Below are 25,055 nucleotides of genomic sequence, written 5' to 3' on the forward strand. Positions count from 1 at the left end.
ATGACAGATAAAGACAAAAACCAATTGGACTTATTCGGAAACCTAGATACAAACAACAGCAACCTATGGGGAACAGCAGGAAGCTCAGATCCGTTCGGAAGCACAGGAAACGATGATCCATTTGCAGGCATCCCCTTTCCTGAGCCGCCAAAGGCAGAAGAGAAGCTTGCCTCGACTTTAGCTGCCGTTATTCCGATCAAGCCAGGCGCTGATAAAGCAGAACCCGTCAAAAATGAGGATAAGAAGACAGAAACAGCAAAGGCTCCTGATAAAAATGACAAGAAAACAGCTGCTAAAGCAACCTCCAAAGATAAGAAAAAGAAAAAGGAAGACATCCAGGTAGATGAGTCCTGGACGGTTGCTTATGCAGGCAATCAGCTTAGCCCTTCAAGGCCAATGAAACTGGAGGAATTGCGTGAGGAGCTGGAACTGGACTATCCAGAATTATCAAAGGAACGTACTCGAATGGAAGCTAATGAAGAACGAAAATTAGTCGTGCCAATCGTTTCTGGCGCGAAGAACGGGTGATTATATGAAGCCAATCGAATTTTTCCCAAACAGAAAGATCCATTTTGATATTGTTCAGATAGGCTGCGGAGGAAACGGAGGGTATATAACGCAGAGGCTGGCTAAACTGCTGGCCTCTCTTTCCTTTAATTCTGACCATTCCACCTTCAGCTATACCCTTGTCGATCAGGACCAAGTTGAAGAAAAGAATCTTCAGCGGCAGCCATTCCTCCCGCATGATGAAGGAAAAAATAAGGCAAAGGTGCTTGCTGGAAGATACGGGAAAGCCTATCAATTCCCTATCTTTTATCGTGAAGAATACGTGGAGAGCATCCAGGAGCTGAGAAATTGCTTTCCATCTAATCATGCAACATATGTATTGGACTCAAACCGCATCCTGTTCCGAATCTTAATTGGAGCTGTCGATAACAATGCATCAAGGAAGGTCATGCATAAATACTTTCTTGAGGACTCCAGCCTGATTTACATAGATTGCGGAGTCGATGGAATATTGAGAAAGGGCACAGCAGAAGAAAAGCGCAAGTCAGGTTACAGCGGTCATTGTGTCACAGGCATTCATTACAACGATACTATGCTTGCCCCTGTAGCCGGTGTTTACAAAGACATTTTGAAAGATAAAAAGAGCAAGCTTCCTACACAGAGCTGCGGTCTCAATATCGTGTCGCAACCCCAGCGCATGCAGGCTAATGAAATGGCAGCCCTTGTGACAATGGGTTACCTCACCCAAATTATTGCGGAAAGAAGACTCTATTCCCATTACACCAACTTTAATAGCTTAACTCATACCATGAGACCAACATTGCTGCCAGCTTAAGGAGGTCATTTAAATGGCTTTTAACGAGGTTGATAGTCCAGTATCCATGTTTAATCTGAATGTAAAACTGGATATTGTACCAGAACCCAACCCGCTTGATATTTTTCTGAGGGACTATGCGGAGCGTATGACTATCCCTCTTCCGGAAGAAATGGATTCAATTGAAGACTATGATCAGATACATTGCAATTTTAGCGGGGGCAAGGACAGCATTGCGCTTGTCTTGCTTCTCTTATATGGCTATAAAGTGCCAAAGGAGAAGCTTGTTCTCGTGCATATGCGGGTAGATGGGCCAGAAGAGAAAAAGGCCTTCTTTGATTGGAAAGAAACGGATGAGTATCTCAAATATTGTTCAGGGAAGCTTGGCATTCCTCTTATTATGCTGTCATCGGATATTAGTTTAAAAGAGCGGATTGAAATGAGGGGCATGTGGCCTTCAAGCGCTATGCAGTTCTGTACAAGTTATTTAAAAAGGGACGTCTATAGTAAATGGGCCAGATCACTAGGTTCCGGAAAATACCTGTGTGTGAGCGGAGAAAGGGCTGAAGAGAGCTCCAGACGGGCGAAAAAGAAAGTCTTTGAGACTTATAAACATGCCAACGCCCCCACCAAAAAGCGTTACGTGGATTGGCTTCGCCCTGTCCATCACCTTCTGGAAACAGAAGTTTGGGAGTTAATGAGATTGGCAGGCATTGATCCTCATCCTTGTTATGAGTATGTGTCCCGGTGCAGCTGTAAATTCTGTATATTCCTGTCGCCTGCAGAAATGGCAAAGGTCGCGGAATTGCACCCTCTTGACTTTAATGAATTGGTTGAAATGGAAAAGCGCATGGGACACACCATGAGGTACGAAAAAAAGAACCCTGTTTCGCTGTTGGACTTCGTTAAGAAAGGAGCACTGGATTTCAAATTTGATGAAAGACCTTGTGCTGTATAGAAGGGAGAAATGGATATTGTTAATTGAGTGGAAACTTGTTGAAGCGAATAAATGGGTAGGGAAAGTAGGTCCCTCCGACTTCGTTATTGTCATTATTAATCCTTTAGAAAACGGAAAATATGAACTGAAATATATTGATGCCCCTTTTGATAATGTCAAGGATTATGAAATTGAAAACATCGTAACTAAATATGGTTTATCTCCAGAAGACCAAGAACAGATCGCTCTAAAACTGTTCGATACTTATTACGGTGAATATGAATGGATTTTAGTATGCGACAGCAGGGATGAGCTGGTACAAGAACTTCTAGGAGGCACTTCATTTGATATCACTCTATTAAAGGATTTAAAAGAGCCACAAGAACAGAAGTCCTTCTCTCTCAGCACAGAACATGTTTATGACCTTTGGGACGACAATGATGGTAATCTGGCTTACCTATTTACGGACTCGCCCCCAGATGAAATGAACTCACATGTTGGGGAATTTATTAATAAGTCTAGAAATGAATCGAAAGAAGAAATTGACCCGAATGACTTTCTTGACTGGCTGCGCACGGAGAAAGATGTTCAGGTCATCGTAGTGAACAGGCCGAATAATGGCATTAATTTGAATCCATAAGGGGTGCTAACGCACCCTCTTTTTTTGTATAAACAATTATTTATTTTTCCCGATATTATCATCGTGCAGAGCCAACTACAATAGGAGGAGAGCGAATGGATGTAGTCAAAATTATTGTTAAATTTATAAAGTTTATTTTAAAGCTAAGCCCTGAAAACCGAGAAGGTGCCTTGGGGATGATAGGCTGTTTTGGTTTAGGTCTTGTATCATGTTTTGTCCTAACTGTTGCTTGTATAATAGTCTCGTTTCCACTGATGATATTCCTGGATTTTGATGTAGCATATGGAATTGGATGCGCCATAGTTATCTTTGGCGGATTGGGCTATCACTGCTATAGGGGCTACAAAAACGGTTTTTATGGTTGATATCTTACAAAATAAAATTAGATGAACGAAAAAGTCCTCAATTCTGGGGGCTTTTTCTTTTGCCTAATTTTTAAATTTTGCCCAAAAAAAGATGCCGACCCATTGATTTTTTAAAACTAACGGCTTACGTTCTTTTCAACTATTTGTCCGTTGAAGGGAGCAAGCCAATGCTTGAAACAGTTGAAGAAACCATCAAACACATTGAGGATCACGAAAGGGAGAGAATATTAATGAACGTAAATCAATTCGATCAGCTATTAAAAAGAGTCAATTTTGAAGATAGCACAGAAGTTAAACACCAAATGCTTTCAGTTATTGAAGGATATTTAAAAAGTCTTGCAGGCGGGTCGGCAGCTGCTCAGGAAACGCAGGTAAAGGTGGAGGAATTAAAGCTTGAAAACACAACACCTTCTGCAGAACCGGCAGTAGAGGCAGTAGCGGAAGAAAAGCCCCTGGTTGAACAAATCCCTCCTATAGAGGAAGTTTCGGTTGAAGCGACGGAAGAGCCGGTACAACCGGAAGAGCCAAAAGCAGAGGCTTTGATTAGCGAATCAACCTTAGCCGTAGATGAATCAGGGCAAGGAGCATTTGACCTTGGCGAAGTCGAAACCGTTAAGGATGTATCTGCAGAAAAACCTGTTGAAGGAGTAAGGGAAGATACACCAGCTGAAATAGCAGAAATCCCATCTCCTGGAGATGAAAAAGTTTATGTTGAAAATTTTGGCCTTCCTTCCACAACGAAAGAAGAACAGCTTGAGGTGTTGAAGGAAAAGGGCGGAGTTATCTTTAGGGACAAACGTTCCTATATGCTTTCCTTAAGCCTGGATGATGAAATACTGGCCCTTGCAAAAACACAGAAGATTGAGGAATTCCCTTCTGATATCCGTGCCCACTTAAAGGCAGGTAAATTCGTTACCGTCGATGTCCTTGAAATTGGCAAGGTAGAGGTAAAAGGAAGATCTCGCAATGTCGATGTAATGTTCAAGAACTTCCAGAAGCTTAGCGATGATAGTTGGATTGCTAAGAACATCCTCAATCTGCTTGAAAAGGGTGAAGTCCCTGAGCATGCGAAAGAAAAAGAGGTAGCTCCCGTTCAAGAAGCTCAAACAGAAGAGGCCCCTAACCTTGTGACAACGTTCATGATTAATCCGAATCTAGTTGTGCAATTCAAGGACCACAAGGAAGCCATTAAACAGCAGCGCTTTGCCGTTGTTTCTCAAGATGGCACTGCGAAGCTGTTTACACAAAACGGCAGCGGCCAAACGATTACGGTTGGATTGAATGAAAAGGCTACGTTCAAGGATGGCACGTTCTATGTGACTATCGCAGATTATGAACTAAAAGAAGCTGAAGGTAAGACTTTTGCAGAAATCAAATTGCTTATGGCAGATGGAACTGAAGCTTCCCAGCCACAGACTGAGGAAGCAAAGGAAACACCTGCGGAGCCTGCCAAAGAAGAAAAGCATGAAGCTTTAGCAGGAAAGAAAACGGATAACGTCATTGTTACACCACAAGGTGATGTCCCGTCTGATTTCCCGCAGACAAATAAACTGTCCCTTGAATTGCATCCATATGCAGAGGCGATGTTCAGCCTTGAAGCTGCCAAAGCAATGGTTGGCAAGCCTATTAACCTCGGGATCCTAACTCGTCCGGAAGAGAAGGAAAGCCGAATCTCTTTAATGCATGATGTATTCGAAATGGCTACAACCAAGAATGTTTTAACAGCAGGAAGCATGCGCAATTCCAAATGGGTTGCCCGCTTAACAAACATTGATCTTATAGAAGATGCCCAGTCCAAACGAAAATCTCTAGCTATTGAGTTTGATTACCTTGTTGAGTATCCTCAATTCACGTTTGAGCCAAAAGAGGATGTCCGCGATGTATTGGAATTCGTTCCAATCACAGAACAGTCCTACACCCAGCGCCAGCTTCAAATTGGACAATCCCAAGAAGCATCATCTGCTGGAACGGCTGCCCAACCTTCACCAAGTGGAAATCAGGGAACAGTGACAAAGGAATATGATACAGCGGCAGGAACTCTTCTTGAGCCAACAGGGAACGCATCTGGTGCTTATCAGGAATTAACAGTTGATCCAAACAAGAATGGTGCCGGGGCAATGCAAGAAATCAGCAGCCGTTCTGTTATGACTGCAGAAAATTCCCAGGGTGTCATGGAAAAAGCCAATCAGGCAATCTCGACTATCATAAACAAGACTTTTACAGAAACAGGCATTCATGCGGTCACAGAAACAAAACAGGCTGCAACAACCGAAGTGGTTGGAAACCTGAAAGATGGAGCCGGAGAATTAACCGAAACTTCAACGGTTATTCAATTCATGACTGGCTATGCGCCTAACTCATGGGCTCAATCAATTGGAAAGAGAATTGAACTCCAGAGTGAGCTGTCCTTTGGAAATGGTCCCGTTACACATAAAACGGTCTCCATGATGGGCAAAAATGGAGCACCTGTGGCACAAGGGCAAGTGCCAATGAATGAAGCGCTTCTGATGGACGGCAAACATCATTCTGCTGTTATTCAAGGGATCGAAGGAGCTCAGCAAAACGGGAATGTCTTTATTGTTTCCATGCGCTTAGGTGATTTTACAAAAGTAGCTTAAGCAAAACATTGAGGAAAGAAACTGTAGTGGTTAATTTAGCCGTGCATCTTAGTATGCAATCTCTTACGGGGGTGTACGGCTATGACTATTGCAGTCAGAAAAATGTTGGTCGCAACGAGCAAATATGGGATCAAGGCTCCTTATCCGATGACAGCGGAATATATCACGGTTCACAATACCCTGAATGACGCTACTGCGGAGAACGAAGTCAAGTATATGATTGGAAATAACAATGAGGTTTCCTTTCACTATGCGATTGATGATCGGGAGGTCATTTTGGGCGTGCCTGAAAACAGAAACGCCTGGCATTGCGGTGACAGCAGCAAGGGTGACGGGAACCGCAAATCGATTGGGGTAGAAATCTGCTACTCTAAATCAGGCGGTCCACGGTATGAAAAAGCGGAAGCTTTGGCAATCCGTTTCATTGCCCAGATGCTCCATGAGCGTAAATGGGGAATTGACCGTGTACGTACCCATAAAAGCTGGACTGAAATCGGTGTGAGGAGAGGTTTATCACGCTATGTAAAGAACTGCCCTCATCGTATTTTAGATGCCAACCGCTGGGATGACTTTTTAGGAGCAGTCAAGAAAGAATTGGATGCATTAAATAAGCCGGCAGAAACAGTCGTCAAACCGGTTTATAAGCCAGCTGCTACATCAGGAACACATACAGTCGTTGCAGGAGATACTCTTTGGAGTCTTTCTGTTCAATACAAAACAACTGTAGCCAACTTGAAAGAGTGGAATGGCCTTACTTCTGATTCATTGTCTGTTGGACAAGTATTATCAGTAACTGGTGCTGTCTACACAGTCGTTTCAGGCGATACATTGTACAGCCTTGCGAAGAAGTTCGATATGACTGTAGACGAACTTAAGAAGGCTAACGGCCTTCCTTCTAATGAACTGTCTATCGGACAAAAACTGTCTGTAAAAGGCAAAGTGGCACATGAACCCATGCAAGCTGCTCCCAAACCTGCTCCTGCACCAAAACCCAGTCCCGCTCCAAAACCCGTGGCCAAAAAGAAGCTTTTTCTTCCAGCTACTGCTGATACTTGGCGTGTATATCCTACTAATAAGGCTCCTGTAGCCGGAAATGAGAAGGGAATGCTTGCGCCTAAGAAATTCGGCGGTTTAACCTACGAAATCTTAAAGTCTCGCGGTAACCATATATACGAAATTCAGACGAGCTCTTTTGGGCGCGTTCAGATTTTTGCTGGACCTGGCACAGGTGCTATAATTAAATAGCATAAAATTGGAGATTGGCAGATACCAAGTGTATCTGTCTTTTTTTATTTTTAAGGAGGGAATGTTATGAAGGAAAATCTATTAAAAGCATTGGAAAAGGCAAAAGATGATGCACAGTATTGGATTTACAAGTTTTCTCCTGAAGGCACTTATAAAATGGAAAAGAAAATTAGGGGAGAAATAATTGATCTTATCAGTAAAGCTGAACTTATCTTTTTTCATGAGGACATGAAAGATGTGATCATGCTGGGGGAAATAGGGCTGTCAGCTGCTTCCGTTGAAGAAAATATTTATTATGAAACTATCAATACAGAGGGATATGTTGAACATGTCAGCAAGTATAATCCTTATCATAAGGTTTATATTAAATTGGATAAGGACAATAAGACGATAGAATTTAAGCTTGGAGACCGGCATAAAAAGCTCGAATTGATTGAAAGCGGGGAATATGTAAGCAAGCCTCACTATTCCAAGTGGCTAAAGGTTGTCAGTGCGGATGACCTTGAAAAACATATAGGGGACGAGTTCTGGAACCCTAGAATGGTACATATTGGCCGTACTGTACTTAAAATGAAAGGTTTAAAATTGGCATAATAAGTAAAGCCGAGCAAAAAATGCCCGGCTTTTTATATTATCCTCCTAGCCAAACAGCTATAAAAATAGTAGAATTATAGTGTCGAGTTACAAAAATACTATTTTTTGGAGGTTAATAAACAGTATGGATTTTGGAAAAATGGATATCAAACAGGCTTTGTTGCTCCGCTATTCAATTCTTGATGAGCAAGCCAAGATTCTAGAACAGTTTGTGGAGCTTGAGCAAAAAAATGCACCAGTTGAACCTGAACCAGTTCAAACGAAGGTTAAGCCTGAAACTGAATCTGAAAAAGTTCACCAGCCATCATTTTTTAGTAAGTCAACTAATCACAGAGGGCAAATTTCCTATGCGGAATTATCTCGCCTGATCACTGACATACTAAAGAAACACCAGGTTGTGACACATACTCAATTAGTGAAGATACTATTTGAAGAATATGGCCTTAAATGGAAGAACTTTTTTGATACCCTTGCTGGTCTAAAAAGGGGCGGGTATCTCTTTTTGGATAAGTTTAAAAGGGATGGCACTACATACTATCAATTGCCAAATTAAAAGTTCCCATTTTGGTACCTGGGTATAAAAAAGTAAACTAAGTTTACTGCTTACTATCATAAGTCTAACAGATTTTGATAGTGATAGTCTAGAAAAAATAATCTACCAGCGAAGAAATTAAACTTATTGTTTAGAAGAGTCCGCAGAAAAATTGCGGACTTTTTTTATTTTGGGTATTGACTTTTGATGTGCTAAGGGTTGAATTTAAATTGCTCAGTCAGGGTATTGAGCAATACATACCTTTGTGTGTTTCCCCAAAAAGTTTACAGGCTGCAGCTGTATTCATCGGAGGCATGTTCACAAAGGTACACACCTAAGAGATCAGCAGAGTAAGAGGGGCTTCCGTCTTGCCGGATATAAAGAGTGGCCACCAGCCCCGCCATGCTGCTTTAGTTTAATGGGCAAAATCACGTAATTCCGCATGGGTAGCTCCCAGCAGGGTAGTGGAACGGGGTTCAAATCCCCGAAGCGGCTTAACACCTTAGAATTCACACAAACCAACTTAGATATCCACCACAAGCTGGGTCCGCTTTAGGGCCCAGCAATACAACAAGAGGATGTTCATCATGCACACAAAAGGTAAAATCCAGCTAACGCAGGAATTATTACGCACTTTGCTTCAGCTGCCGGATGAAGTGATCATCACTGATACGCTATTCGATTCTGACAGGGATATTGTAACCTTCATCATAAGAAGCGAATACGAATTGGAAGGACTCACTTTTGATGTCCAGGAAGGCGCCGGTACACCATCGGCCAATCATATGATTTTACTGAGGAATGATTAAGCAAAGGTTCAGCTTTTAGCTGGACATACATATCTTCACGAAGGAGTTCACCAGGAATGAAATCTGCTAAAGTTATTAGTCTTGCGGACGTAAAAAGAAAAAAGATGATCGCACAATATGTGGCTTTTTACGGATATCGCAAAGATAAGACTTCCTAATATGAGGGCATAGTTTAACGGTAGAACAGAGGTCTCCAAAACCTCCGGTGCGGGTTCGATTCCTGCTGCCTTTGCCAATTGCTAAGATTTCAATAAGTTAAGGAAACCAGTAAACCGAACCGTTTATGCCGTGGGGGCATGGACGGTTTTTTTATTTAGGGTCTTGATTTTTAATAATTAACTGCTTACGTTCTATTTCGGAGAGGAGTTCATCACATTGTTACAGCTATCAACCATCCATGAAAATAACCTGACCAAGTTCCACCGCAATCATTTTATTCTGAGCGTGAAAGACTTAAAAGATGCTTCCATCTTTAAAGGGGAGGACATTCAAAACGACAATCACTTTACCATTCAATCGTTTAAGCGCCTATTCCCGAATGCAACAAAAGATACCACTGCCGCCATCATTACCATGACGATCAAGATAAAACTCGGGCAGGGGACGGAAAACTTCTTATTCGCTTTTAACGATCAGACCAAAAACGAGACACTTGATATCGTCAATGGGCTGGTATGGGTTTTTGATTTTAAATCTGGGAATGCCGAGCAAGAAGGGTTTTTCCGCTATTTAGAGACACATGCCGGTGAATGGACTCAACTACTACTGGCAGATGCAAGAATGCATCAAGTCGTTCTACACTGATTCACAGCATGAAGGAGAGAAGGTCTTATGGCCAAATTGGTCTTTTACTATGGCAGCATGAATAGTTCGAAATCCGCTAACCTCCTAATGACTGCTTTCAATTTTAGGGAGCAGGGGAAGAGATTTCATATCATTAAGAGTTCAAAGGATACCAGGGATAGAAAGGTTAAGTCCCGTGCCCTGAGTATTGAGATGGATTGCACACCGGTATCGCATCCCATGGATATTCTGATATGGGTGAACCGGTATAAACCTGAATGGCTCTTTATTGATGAAGTCCAATTTATGACGCCGGAAATGATTGAGCTCCTGGCTCAGCTTGTAGATGAAGCAGGGATCAATGTCGTTGCCTATGGTTTATTGACAGATTTCCAAGGAAAGCAATTTCCAGGCTCTCAAAGCTTGGTGGACAATGCGGACAGCATCCGGGAAGTCAAGAACCAGTGCATCTACTGTGAAAATAAAGCGATTCGAAATATGCGCCTAGTTAATGGCCAGCCTGTCTTTGATGGGGAAGTGATTCAGGTAGGAGGCAATGAAAGCTACAAAAGCGTATGCCGTAAATGCTACCGAAAATTCAAGAAAAATGAAAAGAGGTGTTCATAACCATGGCAATGCATAAGAAATTGACAGTAGGAAGCGTCCTTTTTACATTTCATACGCCCCGTTATGAACATTATTTGCACCAAGCCGGTCATCCAAAGTATAGGATTGAATTTAATCTTTTGCATGTTTATAACCGCAGGGAGAGAACATCTGGTGCACCCGTTCCAAAAACGATGATCCCTTTATTGGACAAGCTTGGCATCCGCCATCAAAGCTATTATAACGGGAACAGTGTTTATGCCGTTGGCTGCAGGAATCATACCTATTATAAATGCCAATCTGATCTTCCTTATCCAACTCCAGAGCAAGTCCAGGAAGCAAATAAGGCACTTGAAAATTTTCTTAGCCAGAATAATATTAGGTCCTCTTATGGAGCTGAACTTTCAGAAAATCCGTTTATGAAAGATTTTCAAGAAAAGAAAATGTCCAATAAGGACGCTGTATTTTCGTTATTAAAGCCGCTGGATGAATATGTAGCGGAAGAAACCTATATACAATAAACAATTCGGAGGGAATAACATGTACCAACAAATCACAATTACTGGCCGCTTAACAAGAGAACCAAAAAGCGATACTTACGGAGAAAACACTGTTTGCCGCATTGGCGTTGCAGTAGATGATGGCTATGGCGAAAAGAAGACAACAGATTTCTTTAATGTCTCCATTTGGGGAAAGAGGGGAAAGAATGTTCAGGACTACCTGAAAAAAGGTTCTTTAGTTCAAGTTGTCGGTAAGATGAAATCTTCTAAGAAAGATACAACAACTTACTGGGAACTTCGCGCTGATGATGTCATTTTCTTAGATAGCAAGAGCAGCAACAGCAACAATAATAATGGCGGCCAATACCAGCAGAATCAAAACTTCCAAAACCAAAATTACCAGCAAAACATGCAACAAAACTATCAGCCGCAGAATTTCCAGCAAAACCAAAACTTCCAGAATCAGAATCAATTTGGCAATAATGGATTTTTCCCTAATGCCAATGACATTTCCGATGATAACTTACCTTTTTGATTTGACGGGGGCTTTAGCCCCTTGGTCTTTTAAATAAGGTAAGGAGGTAAAACCATGTCAAACCAAAGAAGAATGAGATCTGAGCTGAAACAGGGTCTCCATCAATTTACAATGACTCTCTATAAATCTTATCGGGAGTCATTGTCTCATGAAGACGCTATTCAGGAAATCGTTACTTGCTTAGAAGAGGAGCACGGCTATTTTTCCAATCAGTCTATCAAAAAAGAAGAGCAGCAGTCACAGCCGCTTAGTATGGAAGAATACATCGAGTTGATCGAAAAACGGTCAAAGGCAGAGGAAGTGCCTGAAAAGCAGTATGAATACTACAACGATCTAGAAACTTTGATGTCGGCCCAGGAAATCATCAGGAAATACACTTCAACAGGAGAGTAGGAGACAACATGAGTATTGATAGCTTAATGGCCAAAATCAACAAGTCGCTTGGTGACAACACCATTGCTTATTGTTCAGAAGGCGGACCAATCATTAATACCGTTACAAGCGGTTCATTGACAATGGACCTTGCTTTGGGTGGCGGTATTCCTGAAGGCAGAATCATAGAATACTATGGTAACAGTATGGCAGGAAAGACCACTCTGGCATTCCTTCATATGGCTGCAGTCCAAAGAGAAGGAAAGAGGTACGTTGCTTTTATTGATGCCGAGCATGCTATGAACAAAAATCTAGCTGCTCAATATGGAATCGATTTGGACAAACTCATATACGTTAATCCCAAAACAGCCGAAAATGCAGTTGATGTTATGGACGCATTGATCCGGTCAGGGGAAGTCGGGTTAATCGTAACAGACTCAGTGTCCGCAATGGTTCCAACAAAGATTGTGGAATCATCAGCAGAGCAGCAGACTATGGCGTTATTGGCCAGATTCATGAGCACTACTATGCAAAAGCTTACTGGCATTGCCTATGAGCATGACACCACTCTTTTATTCATCAACCAAGTCCGTGAAGCTGTAGGTAAATTCAGCCCAGCGGGTACTCCAACCACAACCTCCGGTGGACGAGCCCTTCCATTTTACGCATCCCAGCGTATCCACGTAAAAATGGGCGAATATATCAAAAACAAAGATGAAATTATCGGTCATACTGTTAAAATCAAAGTTGTTAAGAATAAGGTTGCTGTTCCTTTCAAGGAAGCGACATTCCCGCTTATTTATGGCCACGGTGTAGACATCATTGACGAAATTGCACAGGTGTCTGTTTTAGCTGGAGTAGTAGCGAAAGCAGGAGCCTGGCTGCGGATTATTGATCAGGAAACTGGTGAAATCCGTGTGAAAGACGGGAAAGAGTTAAAGTTTAATGGAATGGAAGCTTTCAAGAGTTTCCTTCGAGAAAATGAAGATGTGGTGGCTGAACTTGATGCATTGATCCGGGGAGTTGAAGTAGAGCTTCCGGAAGGCGAACGTGTAGACGAAGAAGGCTATGGTGAAGTAACGTCTGCAGAAGAAATTGTGGCTTAACGATAATATAAAAATGGGCAGCTATCTAAATGGTAGCTGTCTATTTTTATATTATTGTAATAAAAAAGACATCCCCAAAGTGGATGCCTCAGTAGACCTCTTCTCCAATTTTATCCCACTCTTCGAATAGTTCCGCAATAGTGGAATGGTTAATGTCTGATTTTAGAAGAGGGGGGTGTTTCTGCTTACGTCTATCTTCCGAAATGACATCGAATCGTTCAAAGAAGGCTTCTTTTCTCTGTTCCTGGAATGCCTTCAGGTTGATGTCTCGATTCTCAAGCAGTCTTTTTTCAAACAGCTTATATAGGCCCTCGAGTGATTTATTGTCTTTTTCGGTTCTTGTTTTTAAGCGCTCAATGGTTTGGCCAATAAAGAGACTCTTCATAGGATCCTCTGTCTCTCGTTTTGCTGGACCGTCAAAACCAGCATAGTTATCCTCTAAGGCACTCATGATATAACCGGCTCTATTTTTGACTTCAAGTGAATCAAGGGAAAGGACATATCTCAAATTGGCATCAACATACTGATAGTCATATTCATGTGCGACTTTTTCAGCTGCATCTCTCCGTATTCCTTGGCGGATTAATGTATGTATAATCGATTCCATGTCTTCTCTGAGAGAGTCCAATTCAATTTGTGGCCGCTTAAATTTCTTGTTTTTATCGATGTAAAAAATAAATGACTCAATATTGCGGCCAGCTTTGCTGTGAACTTCATATTTGAATTCAATATCGGTCTTTTCTTTAAGTTCTGCTTTTGCTTTCTCCAGAACGGTTTTCCTGAAAACTTTCATTAGCTTCATTTTATCATCAGGTATGGAAAGCATTTTGCGTAGCTCATCAACCCTGATGATACGTTCTTTTTTCCATTCATACTCTTTTAAAAGCTCATAAATTCTCCAGGAATATTCACTGCTCAATCGGAGGACATTATAGAGCCTGTACTTTGCGTATTTTTCCAGGTTGAGAAGGTAACGGGCTAATCCATCTGAAAGCTGGATGGTAATGCGGCCGGTTCCCATTTCATATCTTGCGTGCTGAACCCATTGAATTTTATCGATGATATCTTGTTTGCCATCATTAGAATGAATCACAAGCTGCTTGCCCATTAATCCGTCAATTGCATTTTGTACTTGTTTATATATGGCGTTTCCCTTATATTCTAGTAATTGAGCTAGGTCTTTAACGCCGATGACATACTTTTTAAAGTCTTTATCGTCTGGTTGAACCAATGCGATTAAGGTATATATAATTCTTCGTTCTGTTATGGTCAGATCTTGAATAGCATTTATTAGAGTAGTAGATTGATTAACCCAGTAGGAGGGTTTAATATCGCCTTCGAATAGTGGTAATGACAACTGGTCAGATGAAACTTCAGCCATTGGGTAAATAATACCTCCTAACATCGAATCTTGTTTAATTGTATCGAAATATTAAGGAAAAATATAGAACTTTTTGCACTTTTAACATAACTGCAATATGTCTCCTAATCTAGGGTGAAGCTTTGTGGATAAGTATTGTTCATGTTTAATATGTTAATACTGTTAAAGATTGTTTATTGTTTATTTTGTTTACGGACAAGCCTAGCCCAACAGTGACAAGGGTTTGAACGTCTATATGTCACCTAATTAAGTACATATGTCACCTTATCTAGGGTCCGATGTCACCTAATTTAGGGTCATATGTCATGTTAATTAGGGCGATATGTCATGTTAATTAGGGTTATATGTCACCTTATCTAGGGTGCAATATTAATTGTTTTACATTAAATTTTTAATATGTCACCTTATCTGGGGTGCCATCATTTTTAGGTTTATATGTCACCTAATTGAGGGTAAATATATTAAGCTGTTTTATATGTCATCTTTTTGAGGGTGAAAAACAAATTATTAGTTATGTCACTTTATCTAGGGTGCTACCTCAAACATAATGTCACCTAATCTAGGCCGCTTGAACATATGTCACCTTTTTCAGTGTGTATATGTCATCCTATCTAGGTTAGGTTTTTTATATGGCTTCTTTTTGAGGGCGTTACGTCATCCAATCTAGGGCCATGTTATGGAATTGAAGTTGTTTTGTGTCGGAAGAGCCAGAAATCCCCCGTTTTTTGGAATTTCGACAGAATGAAACCTTCAAGTTGAGGGCTTTCACCCTATCTGGGGTGACATATCCCTAGAAATGTAGGCTTCAACTTGAGGGTTTAACCCTATCTCGGGTGACATAATGGGATGAAATCCTTCCTGAATACAGGAGGGGTTTTTTTGTTCTTAGGGGATTGACTTCGTGTTGCCAAGTCCTTACGTTATAGCCAGTTAAGCGTAAGGAGGCACTAAATTGGCTTTAATAGATATTTATCAGCAAGAGACATTGCAGCAGATATTAGCCCAGGAATGGGAACCGGATAATCGTGCTGTTTGGGAAGATGGAACACCCATCATGACGAAAAGAATTTTTGGTGTGGTGAACCGATATGATCTATCAAAGGAATTTCCAGCACCAACATTAAGGCCTGTACCTTTAAAGACATGCTTTGATGAAGTGGATTGGATCTATCGTCAGCGTTCGAACAACGTAAACGATTTCAGAGGAAAGATTTGGAATGCCTGGGCAAATGAAGAAGGAAGTATCGGCCGTGCATATGGTTATCAAGTAGCAAAGCCTGTTGGAGGATATGACAATCAAATGGATTATGTCCTTGGCGAGATTAAAAGGAATCCAACAAGCCGCCGCTTAGTCATTGAAATGTGGAACGTAGATGATTTGGATAAAATGAATCTTCCTCCATGTGCTCATCATCTGCAATTTGTCATAAAGAGCGGAAAAGTAAATTTAATTTTAAAGCAACGCAGTCAGGACTTTTGCGTAGCTAACGGCTTCAACATTGTGGAGTATGCAATTCTTGTCCATATGGTTGCCCGTCATACCGGTTATGGAGCAGGGGAATTGATTCATATTATTGGGGACTGTCACATCTATAATAAGCATGAAGAGCAAGCGCTTGAACTGGTTTCAAGAGAGCCGTTTCCCGCTCCAACCCTATGGATTAATCCTGACGTTTCTAATTTCTATGACTTCACAAGAGAAGATTTCTGTCTTGAGAACTATGAAAAGCATGGGCAACTAAAGATGGAGGTCGCAATCTAATGAGCATTTTTCGCAAGAAACAAAATTCTATTGTGATTAATGGAAAATCCTATTCAGGCAGCAGCGTACAAATTACAAATAACTCTATCATAATTGACGGCGCTGTCCAGGAATCAGGCGTTTCAGGAATTGTTTCAGTCAAAGTTGAAGGCGATGTGGCGGACTTAACCGTGAATTCACCGACAACCATATATGGAAATGTCCTTGGCAATGTGAAAGTAAACGGCTCCCTTGCATGCGGAGATGTCGCTGGCGATGTTAAAGCAAACGGCAGCCTGTCTATGAGGAGGTAGGATATGATCAGCATGATTGTCGCTGCTGATAGTAACAATGCCATTGGCTATGAGAATAAATTGCTTTGCCGTCTGAAGGACGATATGAAACATTTTGTCCGAACGACAACAGGAAAGCCCATCATCATGGGTTCGAATACATTTGAATCATTAGGCAAGAAACCCCTGAAAGACCGCTTCAATATCGTCCTCACCAATAGCCCCATGGGCTTAACCATCGAACACCTAGACACAATTGATCAATATGAAAACCTCATGTTCGAAGACTTTGAATTCATTCAATTTATGGTCAACCAGTCACCGGAGAAAGAATTTGTGGTGATCGGCGGGCAAAAGACTTATGAGTTATTTCTTCCATTCGCCTCACGTATTTACCTAACCAGGATCCATCACAAGTTTGAAAATGCTGACACGTTCTTTCCTGAATTGAGCCTAGATGATTGGTTCATTAAGGAATTCCATGGAAGCGGCTTGAAAAATGAAGATAACGACCAATTTTTCAGCCTATATACTCTCGAAAGGACTGGGCGAAATGCTACTAAAATGCAGTCACTGTGATAACGGACTTTTGCTGCCGATGCTGGATATTACTGCTCACTACTATAAAGAAGTTTCCCTTTATATCCATGACCATCCATACACGGTTTGTACGCACTGTAATTTGCGCACATATGAATCTTTGGAAAACACGATTATGTATGCCGAGGAAGCGTATGACGAATTCGGTGCGACATCGTTTGATTTCATGCCGGAATATGAAGTGGTTGCTTATATTGTTGAACCCAATTTGCCAGTGAATAAGAAAAGCGCTCTTTATGTAGGAACAGTCTTGGCATTAACGGGAGGAATCTGGCTCTTTAATAAATACAAGGGGAGGAAGTAATCATGCTAAGTGCTAAAACCTGTGGGGGTTGCAATGGCACAGGGCTTGTTGCTTCCGGCTTCTGCCACGGATGCAAGGGCAAAGGATTTTATGAAGTGGTTGCCCTGGCCGGAAAACAGTCCTCAAAAGATCTTCAGCTATTGAAATCAGTTGAAAAATTCACGACGCCTGAACAGCTGGCCGCTATCCTCAATGACTATTTTACTCCATCCAACTAGACTTTGGGCTCCCTGCACAGGGGGTTTCATTTCTCCATGAGAAGAGGGTGCTAACGCACCCTCCCTTTATGAAACTCTAAATAGAATGTGAGGAGAGAGAAAAATGATAGCAAGAGGCTATGTCACTTTGCGTTCTAAACACAAGGTTTCCTATCAAAGAAGTCATGTACAGCATGTTTCCATTGGCGATTTTTACGTCACAGATGGGGAAGCTGACGTTATTTTCGATTGGCTGGATGTCAGTGCTGGCACTTTCATTGACGAGGAAGGCCACCTTGTAGCCAGTATCGAGCTTCGTGAGTTCGATGAAGAACTATTTTCAGAAAGCAATGACGGGAGAATACCTTTCACGCTTGATGGGATGAAAAAGCTTGTGTCACTTCCGCTTAAAGAAGTGTATAACGAGGTTTTTATTGGCAATAGGCAATTCGAATTCATGCTGGTAAAAGACTTTGGCATCGTCATATGGGATGAAGAGGACAATAGGACAAGTCTTCGATTCAGCACAAAAAGCCTTGACCATTGCAATGCTCTTGCAGAGAAGCAATGGCTTGAAGAACAAGTAGCTTAATCCCTTTATATAAGAGAAATCAGGAGGAAAAAACATGACACAAACAGTCGCAGAACAAAATGTTGTTGATACACCATCTGCCCCAAAACCTGCTAGTAACTACTTTCAGGAATTGGCTGCTGTCGATGTACAGCATCTCGTTGGAAAGAAAAACGGATATACGTACCTCAGCTGGGCAGATGCCGTTGATCAATTAAAGAGAAAGCACCCGGATGCGAAAATCATCACAAAGCGCTTCCCAGAAGCTGATGAAAACGGGAATATGAGAATGGTTCCGTATTTGAGAACCAATCAGGGCTTTTTTGTAGAGGTTGAAGTGATAGTGAATGGGAATTCTGTTGAAGAGGTTTTCCCGATAACAGATCATAAAAACAACCCTATTGGGAACCCAACCACGAAAAATATTAATGACTCAATCCAGCGGGCAAAAGCTAAAGCTATTGCAGGACATGGTTTAGGCCTTTACATTTACCAGGGGGAAGATTTCCCTATTGACGATACACGCACTCCAAACCCTGCACCAGTCAGCCAGCAAAGAACCAGCAATCCGCAATACCCTAACCGCAATCCTGTACAGCAGCAAAATAGAAATACACATTCCCTTCCACCTCAGAACCAGCAGCCTCCACAGCCAAACCTTAATGGTCCAATGACGGAACAGCAAAAAGGCAAACTGCGTGAGCTTGCAACCAACATCGCTGCTCTCCGCTTAGGAAATGGAGCAACCCACGATGCAATGATTAAGGCAATGGGCGATATTTATGGTGAATATAAAGTAACAGGGGATTTGACTTTCCAATTGGCCAACCAAAAAATCAATGAAATGCTTCAGCAGGTGAAAGCAATTCATGAACAGCGCGTACAGCATCCGCAAATGATCCAGACACCAGGCGATGATCTAAGCCAGGTCATTTAATGTGCCCTGAGTTAGGAAAGCAAAAAGCATAAGCTGTCCCGGCATTCACTCTAACCGTTAAAGTAAGGTGCAGCAAAATTCTATGCGGGGAGTGGATGCTTGTGTCAGTAATGGACAGAGCGGCTTTAATTCGAATCATTGTGTTTTTATTTGCGTGGCTTAACCAGTATCTAGTATCTAAAGGACACCAGCCTTTGCCGGTTTTAGGCGAAGAAGAAGTGGCAGCTGTGCTTACTTTTGTAGCATCAGTGTGGACTTTGGTTAAAGATAATAAGGTTAAGAAAAACGAAGAAAAACCAGCTGAATAACCGCATGAATAACTGAGACGGACTAAATTTAGTCCGTCTTTTTCTATTTTGCCTATTGACGAGGGCCTATCAACTGCTTACGTTTCACACGGGAGTTGATAAGATGAAACAGTTTGTTTTCGAGGGCAAAGCGACCATCAACCGGAAGTTCAAGATTGAAATCACTGCAGAAAATTATGAGCAGGCAGAAGAAATGGCGCTTGAAATCCTGGAAGAGGATCCAGACGACAGGAGCTATTACAACATTGGAGATGAAGAGGTAGAAGTAGAGATCGATGAGGTTTCAGAAGAGCCAGTGTCGAGAAGAGCCTCCTATCTAAATAATTTCGATACCGTTGCGTAGATAGAAGGGGGAGAATTACTTGATTGCAACAGAACCAGAAATTGATTTATTCAAAGGATTAAATGAAAGCCAAAAGCGGGCAGTCCTTGCAACAGAAGGCCGAATTTTGGTATTGGCCGGAGCCGGTTCGGGGAAGACCAAAGTGCTGACAACCCGTACTGCTTATCTTTTAGGCCAAAATGTAGACCCATGGCGTATCATGGCCATCACATTTACGAACAAGTCAGCTAAGGAAATGAAGGAGCGGGTTCAGAAAATGCACCCAGCCGCCTATAAATGCTGGGTTGGGACTTTCCATAGCATTTGCCTTCGAATTCTAATGCCGAACATTCACCTTTTGGGGATTGAAAAGTTTACTCCTATGGACGAATCAGATCAAAGGGCCATGGTGAAAAAGGTAGCTCAGCAGCTTGGGCTTGAGGTGGATAAGAATATTGTCTACAACATGCTCTCTCAGATATCCCTATGGAAATCAGATATGATATCGCCAGGGGAAGCGCAGTCCATAACACATGGAAACAATGACAAAAGAGATATGGCAAATGTATATGAGGCGTATGAGAATCAGAAGGCTATCCATCATTATTTTGATTTTGATGACCTGCTGCTAAAAACCATCCGTCTTTTTCAATTGAATCCAGAGCTGCTTGGAAAATATCAAAATATGTTCCGCTACATCATGGTGGACGAGTTCCAGGACACCAATAAGGTCCAATTTGAAATCATTGAAATGCTTTCAGCGAAAAATAAAAACATTTTCCTTGTAGGTGACCCGGATCAATCTATTTACTCATTCCGTTCCGCTAAAATCGAAAATATTTTACGGTACCAGCAAATGCACCCGGATACGATTACGTTTACCCTCCAGGAAAATTATCGTTCCACACAAGCCATTGTTAATGCTTCGAATGCATTGGTGGAAAACAATAAAATGCGTTTGGACAGGGAAGCTTTTTCTGTTGGCAGAAGAGGGGATGACATACATGTGTTCCGATTCAATGATGCATCCAGGGAAGCAGACTTTGTAGCACGACTGATCGTCAATATACGAAAAACAGAAAAGAAGGACTGGAAAGACTTTGCTGTTTTATACCGCATGAACTTCCAATCCAAGCACCTGGAACTGGCATTAAGGGATGAAAACATTCCCTATAAGATTGTCGGCTCTATTTCCTTTTACGATAGGAAGGAAATTAAGGACATTATTTCTTATGTCCGTGCAGCTCACAACCTATTTGATGATTATGCGCTAAAGAAAATTATCAATGTACCGAAACGAGCGATTGGAGATAAGACAGTTGATAAGATTTCAGCTTTTGCGGAAGACCGAAAAATCCCTTTCTTTACGGCATTATTGAACATTGATGAAGTGGCGGAACAAACCAAGATTAATAAAGGCACAGTGGCTAAAATTAAAAACTTCGCAGCAATCATGGATTCATTATCAAAGCAAGCTGTCACGGGGGATTTTTCAGCTACTAACTTTATGAAAGCCCTGCTTAAGGAAACCGAATATCTAAGCCAGTTCAATCCAGAAAAAGAAGAGGACGAGGCAAGGATAGAAAACATTGCGCACCTTCGCGATTATGCCAAGCATTGGGACATGCAAGAGAAGGAGCAAAATACACTTGCCCAATTTGTTTCCGAAATCAGTCTTGATGGTGATAGGGATGATGTGGACGATGAAGATTATGTCACATTGACCAGTGTACATTCCGCTAAAGGACTTGAATGGTCACAGACCTTCATTATAGGCATGGAAGACGATACCTTCCCGCATTACCGTTCCAAGCAGAAAGCATCTGATCTTGAAGAGGAGCGCCGATTGATGTATGTAGCCATGACAAGGGCAGCTGAACGATTGTTTTGTACTTATTCGGCTTATAAATTTGAATACAATTCGCAGAAACCGGTTCGGCAAAAGCCCAGTCCATTTTTAGACGAAATACCTGCTCAATATAAAACGGTTCGAATCCAGACCGCATAGGGGGAACATTCGTGAAAAAGTATAGGTACATTGCTGTTTTGGAAGTAGAAGCTGATACAAAAGAGGAAGCGGATATCTATGCACATGAGTTATACAATTGGAATTCCGCTATCGAATCAGGACAAACGAAGCTAAAATCAGAAGAAATTGAAACAACAGAAACTTTGGAAGCAGTTAAATAATAAAAACCCATTCTCCAGGAGGATTCATCAACATGAAGAATTTTTTTATACGCTTATTTGGTAAGAGACGCCGCGGATTTGAGGTTCTGGAAGAGTTTGATCGCTGGTTTGAACAAGGTTATGTGAAAACACCTAATCGCAAGACACACCGTTCAGCTGGCTATGACATTTGTTCCATCGGTGACTATGTAGTTCCGCCAGGAAGCAAAGTGGCCATTGATACAGGATTGACAGCTTATATGAAGCCAAACGAGTTTCTTGCGATTGTTGTCAGGAGCGGGCTGGCGTTTAATCACAACCTTACTCTCCAGAATTCCATTGCAATCATCGACTCGGATTACTATGGAAACCATATCAGGATTCTGCTACGCAATGAAGGGACGACTCCCTTTATGGTCAAGACAGGTGACCGCATTGCACAAGGAATTTTTCTTCCATACCTTGCAACGGATAATGATCATACGCAGGAAAGGGAAGAACGAGTCGGCGGGTTCGGCAGCACCGGACAAGCGGCATAATGAGGTGAGTATTTGACAGGCAAAGAAAGAAGCGATGAATTGCGAAGGCAGTTTGCTTCTGTAAAAGTCATGTATCATCAATCTCCACGAAAGAAAGTTCAACAAGAAGCGAGGAAATTTCAACATGATTATATTGGGATTCGAGGGGCTCGACAAATCGGGCAAAAGAACTCAATCAGAGCTCTTACATCAATCATTATACGAACGTGGTTTTGAAGTAGTTAAATCTGAATTTCACAACTACTCTTCCCCAACCGGGCAGTTAATCCGGAAGTTCCTGGACGGGGAATACCAACCGAACCAACTGGCCATTGAGGCGATTATGGCTGCCGATAAATATGCGCAGCTGGATTGGTTTAATGAGCTTGCAGAAAAAACCGATGTCCTGATACTCGACCGCTATCTTACAAGCCAATGTGTCTATAGCCATGCCAATGGAATAGACATTGATTTCACCACAAACATGCTTCAGTATATGCCGCCTGCTGATTTCCAGTTCTACTTGGACATCGAAGCGGAAGAGTCCATGAAAAGAAAAGGCGAGCATGGTGAGAATGACCTATATGAGAGCAACCTTGATTTACTAAATAAAGCCCGCCAGCTTTATCTGAAGTATATGCACCTGGAAGTATTGGACAATAAAGGCATGATTTTAGATGCCACAAAGACTCCGCAGGATTTGCACAGTTTGATACTTGATCGCACTCTTTCCCTTTTGGGCAAGGAGGTGCAGGAAGCATGATCCCTTTAATAGATATGTCCAAAGATCAATGGACAGAGTATCGAGATAATCTCAGCAGAGATGTGAAAAGCATCCATATCCCCACAGATGTAAACCCCAAATCAGCCATCAGCATCCTTTCCAAAATTGACAGCATTTACTCTAACCTTCGGCTGCATTTTTCCGACCTGAAATCATCCAAAGAACGTATCGATTTAATGGTAAAAGAAATCGAGCGGGTAGGGCTCCAGGGCAAAAATGAAGACGAGCGTAAGCGGAATGCTGCTCTTGAAGTCAGAAAGATTACAACGGAAGCTGGTTTCACCCTGTATGACTTGCAGAGGGAATCGACTGAGCGCTATATGGCCATCGAGGGGATATTGGATGTATTAATTAATAAGCAAAATCGCCTTATCACTATAAATGGACTGCTAAAACTCGATAAAGATTTGATGGTATCCAGTGATTCCTTCGCTTACATGGGAGGATCTCGATGATTGCCTGGTTAAAGAACGAGTTCGATTGGTATGGCAGAGGTTTTAAATGGTACAGAAAAAGGGAGGGCGGGATTTGGTACAAGGTTTATATTTCGGGACATCCTTACTTGACAATTTGGATCCGGAAACATGAATTGATGTCTAATCTAATAGTCATGGAGACAGAATCCCACCCTTACAAATGGATGATTTAAAGAGGGGAGGGGAACGGCATTCATTACATCATCAGTGATCATGCCATCAAGAGATACAAGAAAAGGATCGGCGGACGGACGACAGCAAGAAAAAGGGTAATTCGCCAGATTAATAAAGACCTTGACCGTGATGTTCAGGAGCGGAAAAAATCCTATGTGGAAAACCACTATATATTGGTCACTTCCCGCTATCGGGCAGTATGCTGCGGAAGGGTAGTTGTGACCATTACATTGCCAAATGAAGATTTAGATGGCTTTGAAGTTAATGAGGAGTTGTTGGCCGTTGTTTAGCTGCAGCCCAGAGCAACATAACAAGTGTGAGAATTCCGCGCTTTGTCATCTATGTGACGGAATCCGCCTTTACAAGAACAGCTATGAAGAACGACTGCAAAAACAAAAAGCCCGGGAGGAACGGAAGGCTGCTGAAAAAAGAGCCGATTTCCGCATTCACAAGGCAGAGAAAAAAGAAGGGATGTCCTTTGAAAAAGATGTGACGAAGGCCTGGAATTCAGGCTATCATGCAAAGCAAAAACAAAGCGATGCCTTCAAGCAATCTTCTAAAAAGACAAAAATTCAAAAGCCTCGCATTCAATTGGATGAATCTGAAAGCGTAAAGGAAGATAAGGTACCGGAAGCGGCCCCGCCAAAGACGGTTTCCTTATCAACTTTTACAAAAACTGCTGCAAAGGAAAAGCCGGTAGTGGACGCCAAGCGCCAAAGCAACAGCGGAGCTCTTTGGTATGCAAAGGGCGATATCAAGACACAGGATTACCTAATGGAGTGCAAGGAAAGGGGAACAGTCAATGCCCGGGGTGAGAAGACTATCAGCATCCCAAAAGACTGGCTGACCAAACAGGAAAAGGAAGCGTTCCAGGAGAACAGGCCGTTTTGGATTCTTCCCTTCCGATACAAGAATGATGATTCAATCTATCTCGTTAAGAGTTTTGACCAGGAGATTGAAATGTATCAGGAGATTAGAAGATTGAGGGAAGAACTGGAGCAGATGAGGAGTCAAGCAAAATGACTTTTGCGGTCTAGAAAAATGACAAAAATGTCATCGAACATTCATTCTAAATCTATGGTGTCTTGCGCATATTTGTGGGAAAATAACTTTTGCAGACGGGCAGCAGGCATCGACATGAAAGGAATACAGACAACATGAGAATGCACGAAAATTTCACGAGATGCCAGTGTGGACAAGCTTACCTTCGAAAAGAGGAACATGTCCTTGCCCAATATAAAAAATTAGAAAATGGCAAAGCGATTTCCTTTACGGAACTCCCTGAAAAGCGTGAGACACGATACATTTGCTCAAACT

At 41.9% G+C, this 25,055-nt stretch carries 34 protein-coding genes and 1 tRNA gene; 34 read left to right on the forward strand and 1 reads right to left on the reverse strand.

From position 1 onward, the window contains the following. From IRB79_RS27075 to IRB79_RS27160, 17 genes are all read left to right on the forward strand, one after another. A complete protein-coding gene (locus tag IRB79_RS27075; RefSeq protein WP_243510149.1) occupies window positions 1–528 on the forward strand; it encodes a hypothetical protein in 528 nt (175 codons plus the stop codon). Window positions 529–532: 4 nt separating this feature from the next. Beyond that, window positions 533–1,342, forward strand: a complete 810-nt coding sequence (locus IRB79_RS27080) for a ThiF family adenylyltransferase (protein ID WP_243510152.1) — start codon at window positions 533–535, stop codon at window positions 1,340–1,342. Window positions 1,343–1,355: 13 nt separating this feature from the next. Further along, window positions 1,356–2,279, forward strand: a complete 924-nt coding sequence (locus IRB79_RS27085) for a phosphoadenosine phosphosulfate reductase domain-containing protein (protein WP_243510154.1) — start codon at window positions 1,356–1,358, stop codon at window positions 2,277–2,279. 16 nt (window positions 2,280–2,295) lie between these two features. Then, on the forward strand, window positions 2,296–2,898 hold the full coding sequence (locus IRB79_RS27090; protein ID WP_243510156.1) for a hypothetical protein: 603 nt from the start codon (window positions 2,296–2,298) through the stop codon (window positions 2,896–2,898). Window positions 2,899–2,993: 95 nt separating this feature from the next. After that, window positions 2,994–3,263: a hypothetical protein gene (locus IRB79_RS27095; RefSeq protein ID WP_243510158.1), complete on the forward strand. Its 270-nt coding sequence runs from the start codon at window positions 2,994–2,996 to the stop codon at window positions 3,261–3,263. Window positions 3,264–3,430: 167 nt separating this feature from the next. Beyond that, on the forward strand, window positions 3,431–5,881 hold the full coding sequence (locus tag IRB79_RS27100) for a hypothetical protein (protein WP_243510160.1): 2,451 nt from the start codon (window positions 3,431–3,433) through the stop codon (window positions 5,879–5,881). 81 nt (window positions 5,882–5,962) lie between these two features. After that, window positions 5,963–7,126, forward strand: coding sequence for a peptidoglycan recognition protein family protein (locus IRB79_RS28115; protein WP_279401069.1), 1,164 nt, complete (start codon window positions 5,963–5,965; stop codon window positions 7,124–7,126). 66 nt (window positions 7,127–7,192) lie between these two features. Next, entirely contained in the window at window positions 7,193–7,720 is a 528-nt protein-coding gene (locus tag IRB79_RS27115; RefSeq protein WP_243510162.1) for a hypothetical protein, read from the forward strand. A 124-nt stretch (window positions 7,721–7,844) separates the two neighbouring features. After that, window positions 7,845–8,273, forward strand: a complete 429-nt coding sequence (locus IRB79_RS27120; protein WP_243510163.1) for a hypothetical protein — start codon at window positions 7,845–7,847, stop codon at window positions 8,271–8,273. A gap of 566 nt (window positions 8,274–8,839) precedes the next feature. Further along, window positions 8,840–9,061, forward strand: coding sequence for a hypothetical protein (locus IRB79_RS27125; RefSeq protein WP_243510165.1), 222 nt, complete (start codon window positions 8,840–8,842; stop codon window positions 9,059–9,061). Between the two features lie 161 nt (window positions 9,062–9,222). Next, window positions 9,223–9,296, forward strand: a tRNA-Trp gene (locus IRB79_RS27130). Window positions 9,297–9,436: 140 nt separating this feature from the next. Beyond that, entirely contained in the window at window positions 9,437–9,865 is a 429-nt protein-coding gene (locus IRB79_RS27135) for a hypothetical protein (protein WP_243510168.1), read from the forward strand. A 27-nt stretch (window positions 9,866–9,892) separates the two neighbouring features. Beyond that, on the forward strand, window positions 9,893–10,471 hold the full coding sequence (locus tag IRB79_RS27140) for a thymidine kinase (RefSeq protein ID WP_243510171.1): 579 nt from the start codon (window positions 9,893–9,895) through the stop codon (window positions 10,469–10,471). A gap of 2 nt (window positions 10,472–10,473) precedes the next feature. Further along, a complete protein-coding gene (locus IRB79_RS27145) occupies window positions 10,474–10,971 on the forward strand; it encodes a hypothetical protein (RefSeq protein ID WP_243510174.1) in 498 nt (165 codons plus the stop codon). 19 nt (window positions 10,972–10,990) lie between these two features. Next, window positions 10,991–11,485, forward strand: coding sequence for a single-stranded DNA-binding protein (locus IRB79_RS27150; protein WP_243510175.1), 495 nt, complete (start codon window positions 10,991–10,993; stop codon window positions 11,483–11,485). A 54-nt stretch (window positions 11,486–11,539) separates the two neighbouring features. Beyond that, complete coding sequence (locus tag IRB79_RS27155) at window positions 11,540–11,878, forward strand: hypothetical protein (protein WP_243510178.1); 339 nt, start codon at window positions 11,540–11,542, stop codon at window positions 11,876–11,878. Window positions 11,879–11,886: 8 nt separating this feature from the next. Beyond that, a complete protein-coding gene (locus tag IRB79_RS27160) occupies window positions 11,887–12,963 on the forward strand; it encodes a recombinase RecA (RefSeq protein WP_243510181.1) in 1,077 nt (358 codons plus the stop codon). 88 nt (window positions 12,964–13,051) lie between these two features. Here the strand turns inward: IRB79_RS27160 and IRB79_RS27165 are convergent, their stop codons facing one another. Next, window positions 13,052–14,344 (reverse strand): replication initiation protein, encoded by a 1,293-nt coding sequence (locus IRB79_RS27165; RefSeq protein WP_243510184.1) that lies wholly within the window; start codon window positions 14,342–14,344, stop codon window positions 13,052–13,054. Window positions 14,345–15,296: 952 nt separating this feature from the next. Between IRB79_RS27165 and thyA the strand changes: the two genes are divergently transcribed. From thyA to IRB79_RS27245, 17 genes are all read left to right on the forward strand, one after another. Beyond that, window positions 15,297–16,106, forward strand: coding sequence for a thymidylate synthase (gene thyA, locus IRB79_RS27170; protein WP_243510187.1), 810 nt, complete (start codon window positions 15,297–15,299; stop codon window positions 16,104–16,106). Beyond that, window positions 16,106–16,399, forward strand: coding sequence for a hypothetical protein (locus IRB79_RS27175; RefSeq protein WP_243510188.1), 294 nt, complete (start codon window positions 16,106–16,108; stop codon window positions 16,397–16,399). The genes thyA and IRB79_RS27175 overlap by 1 nt, the downstream gene beginning before the upstream one ends. Window positions 16,400–16,402: 3 nt before the next feature. After that, window positions 16,403–16,957 (forward strand): dihydrofolate reductase, encoded by a 555-nt coding sequence (locus tag IRB79_RS27180; protein WP_243510190.1) that lies wholly within the window; start codon window positions 16,403–16,405, stop codon window positions 16,955–16,957. Continuing rightward, window positions 16,932–17,282: a hypothetical protein gene (locus IRB79_RS27185; protein ID WP_243510191.1), complete on the forward strand. Its 351-nt coding sequence runs from the start codon at window positions 16,932–16,934 to the stop codon at window positions 17,280–17,282. The genes IRB79_RS27180 and IRB79_RS27185 overlap by 26 nt, the downstream gene beginning before the upstream one ends. A gap of 2 nt (window positions 17,283–17,284) precedes the next feature. After that, the gene (locus IRB79_RS27190) at window positions 17,285–17,500 is read left to right on the forward strand and encodes a hypothetical protein (RefSeq protein WP_243510192.1); all 216 of its coding nucleotides are present in this window, start codon (window positions 17,285–17,287) and stop codon (window positions 17,498–17,500) included. A gap of 103 nt (window positions 17,501–17,603) precedes the next feature. Beyond that, complete coding sequence (locus IRB79_RS27195) at window positions 17,604–18,071, forward strand: hypothetical protein (RefSeq protein WP_243510193.1); 468 nt, start codon at window positions 17,604–17,606, stop codon at window positions 18,069–18,071. A 34-nt stretch (window positions 18,072–18,105) separates the two neighbouring features. Next, window positions 18,106–18,987 (forward strand): Sak single strand annealing protein, encoded by an 882-nt coding sequence (locus IRB79_RS27200; RefSeq protein WP_243510194.1) that lies wholly within the window; start codon window positions 18,106–18,108, stop codon window positions 18,985–18,987. A gap of 110 nt (window positions 18,988–19,097) precedes the next feature. Next, window positions 19,098–19,295, forward strand: a complete 198-nt coding sequence (locus tag IRB79_RS27205) for a phage holin (protein WP_431833459.1) — start codon at window positions 19,098–19,100, stop codon at window positions 19,293–19,295. Window positions 19,296–19,398: 103 nt separating this feature from the next. Then, window positions 19,399–19,638 (forward strand): hypothetical protein, encoded by a 240-nt coding sequence (locus tag IRB79_RS27210; protein WP_243510196.1) that lies wholly within the window; start codon window positions 19,399–19,401, stop codon window positions 19,636–19,638. Window positions 19,639–19,657: 19 nt separating this feature from the next. Further along, on the forward strand, window positions 19,658–21,625 hold the full coding sequence (locus IRB79_RS27215) for an ATP-dependent helicase (protein WP_243510197.1): 1,968 nt from the start codon (window positions 19,658–19,660) through the stop codon (window positions 21,623–21,625). Window positions 21,626–21,636: 11 nt separating this feature from the next. After that, window positions 21,637–21,807: a hypothetical protein gene (locus tag IRB79_RS27220; RefSeq protein WP_243510198.1), complete on the forward strand. Its 171-nt coding sequence runs from the start codon at window positions 21,637–21,639 to the stop codon at window positions 21,805–21,807. A gap of 32 nt (window positions 21,808–21,839) precedes the next feature. Continuing rightward, the gene (dut, locus tag IRB79_RS27225; protein ID WP_243510199.1) at window positions 21,840–22,325 is read left to right on the forward strand and encodes a dUTP diphosphatase; all 486 of its coding nucleotides are present in this window, start codon (window positions 21,840–21,842) and stop codon (window positions 22,323–22,325) included. 124 nt (window positions 22,326–22,449) lie between these two features. Next, window positions 22,450–23,067 (forward strand): dTMP kinase, encoded by a 618-nt coding sequence (tmk, locus tag IRB79_RS27230; RefSeq protein WP_243510200.1) that lies wholly within the window; start codon window positions 22,450–22,452, stop codon window positions 23,065–23,067. Beyond that, the gene (locus IRB79_RS27235; protein ID WP_243510201.1) at window positions 23,064–23,543 is read left to right on the forward strand and encodes a hypothetical protein; all 480 of its coding nucleotides are present in this window, start codon (window positions 23,064–23,066) and stop codon (window positions 23,541–23,543) included. Before tmk ends, IRB79_RS27235 begins: the two co-directional genes overlap by 4 nt. Beyond that, window positions 23,540–23,737 carry a hypothetical protein gene (locus IRB79_RS27240; protein ID WP_243510203.1) on the forward strand — a complete coding sequence of 66 codons (198 nt, stop codon included), beginning with the start codon at window positions 23,540–23,542 and terminating at the stop codon, window positions 23,735–23,737. The genes IRB79_RS27235 and IRB79_RS27240 overlap by 4 nt, the downstream gene beginning before the upstream one ends. A gap of 156 nt (window positions 23,738–23,893) precedes the next feature. Beyond that, complete coding sequence (locus tag IRB79_RS28120) at window positions 23,894–24,028, forward strand: hypothetical protein (RefSeq protein ID WP_279401070.1); 135 nt, start codon at window positions 23,894–23,896, stop codon at window positions 24,026–24,028. After that, window positions 24,021–24,761: a hypothetical protein gene (locus IRB79_RS27245; protein ID WP_243510206.1), complete on the forward strand. Its 741-nt coding sequence runs from the start codon at window positions 24,021–24,023 to the stop codon at window positions 24,759–24,761. The genes IRB79_RS28120 and IRB79_RS27245 overlap by 8 nt, the downstream gene beginning before the upstream one ends. Window positions 24,762–25,055 lie beyond the last annotated feature (294 nt).

Origin of the sequence: Cytobacillus oceanisediminis, assembly GCF_022811925.1 — a bacterium.
GTDB classification, from domain to species: Bacteria; Bacillota; Bacilli; order Bacillales; family Cytobacillaceae; genus Cytobacillus; species Cytobacillus oceanisediminis_D.